The following is a 1,573-nucleotide window of genomic DNA, read 5'->3' as shown; positions in this document are numbered from 1 at the left end:
TGGGAACTTTGTCAATTGGTGTTGATGAATCGTTTTTATCTTTTGAGGTTTCTCCGTTGTGGAGAGACCTTTTTGTTATTCAATGGGATTGAGTGCTTTGGTGGCCTTTATAAGTCCGATTTTTGACTATGGGTACAGGATTCCCAGTGTTAGTTGGCATACTCCTCCCCGGGGTACCAATATGAGTTTAAGGACCACTAAGCAGTCAGTTGGTAAATTCGTTTGAACATGCGCTCCTGATTTGCAAAGCCATAACAGGAACGTTTAAGTTCTTTGATTTTGCGATTGACACCTTCGATTGGTCCATTGGAAAGCAAGGTCTGAGAGGCATTTAAAACCCCGCGGATATTTAGCTTCAAGGTGGCAATCGCCGTATCCATTGGTTCACCGCAAGGTTGGTAGTTCTCTATCAGCGCCTTAAGGCGTTTAGGGTGACCTCCCAGCAACGCGTCATGAATGTCGATATACGTCTCATAGGCGGTCTTCAGCTTTGGAAAGGGATCAATACCAACGTCAATAACCTCTTGATCGGTGAGGGATTCATTTAGACCGAAGCGATAATGGCGGTGCTTTGCGTCTGGTTTGGCCTTGTGCAAAGTCTTCCAGTTGGTCTTCAAGGCTTTGTATTCACGTGAATGTTTGTCGGATATCTGTTTGAGGGCCTGAATGCGGATCTGATCCATTGCACGCCCGATGAGCTGAATAACGTGGAATCTGTCAATTACGATCTCGGCGTTTGGAAAGAGCTCGTGAGCAAAGTTCTGGTAGGCGGCGTTCATATCCATACAGATGTGTTTGACGCCGGCTCTTTGCTCGCTCGAATAGTGGCTCTTGAAGAAGTCCTTAATGGTCGCTGAGAGACGATCACCAAGCACTGTGACCCGTTTGTGAGTATCTGCGTCAATACAGATAAAAGACATTGTGGAGTGAGTCGAACGGAACTCATCAAAACACAAATTTACTGGGAGGTAGTTGAGCGGCTTCGGCTTGATATTATCGTCGATGATGCGCTCAATAGAAGTCGTCGAGATACCAGTAATAGAGGCTATCTGCTTCCCTGGTATAGCAAGTTTAGAGAGCTTGAGCGCATACTCCGAAATACCGTTAGAGATCGCATGATTAGGCTTTACGAGGGGCGTCGTGGCAGTGAGAGTTGACCGACAGTTACGACAACGCCAGCGTTGCTTATCCAACTCTAGAATCACCGGGCGATCAGTTGGGCCGTTGACGTGAATACGCGTACGGATGTGCCCATTGCGTCGCAATGCCGGCATGCCACAACTTGGACAGTGTTCTAAGAAATATGTCAGTTCTGCATGAACCACCTGATACTTCTTGCGACCCTGGCCGTGACCACGGATCTCATCACGTACATCACTGACTGTGATATTCGAATCTGTAATTCCAAGCAGCTTAAGAGTACTATTTAAGTCGGACATCTAGTCATACCTCGCTTTGTTTGGGTTTCGTCGCTTAAAGCATAGCACCGAGGAGACTAGGTGTTCTTTTGTTATACAAAGATGGATCTAGAATCTCTGGCGTTATTAGTATCAACACCAAAAATTCTAGATCC

The 1,573-nt window shown here is 46.3% G+C and carries 1 protein-coding gene; it reads right to left on the bottom strand.

Annotated elements, in window-relative coordinates; genetic code table 11:
- Positions 1–197 precede the first annotated feature (197 nt).
- On the bottom strand, positions 198–1,439 hold the full coding sequence (locus EKM86_RS12230) for an ISL3 family transposase (protein WP_125758363.1): 1,242 nt from the start codon (positions 1,437–1,439) through the stop codon (positions 198–200).
- Between the last annotated feature and the right edge of the window lie 134 nt (positions 1,440–1,573).

This window comes from Lacticaseibacillus hegangensis (genome assembly GCF_003946465.1).
GTDB classification, from domain to species: Bacteria; Bacillota; Bacilli; order Lactobacillales; family Lactobacillaceae; genus Lacticaseibacillus; species Lacticaseibacillus hegangensis.
This window is presented reverse-complemented; position numbering and strand designations above follow the sequence as displayed.

Bases quoted from the DNA above. Each gene is read 5' to 3' on its own strand.
- EKM86_RS12230 (WP_125758363.1), bottom strand. From the start codon at position 1,439: ATGTCCGACTTAAATAGTACTCTTAAGCTGCTTGGAATTACAGATTCG.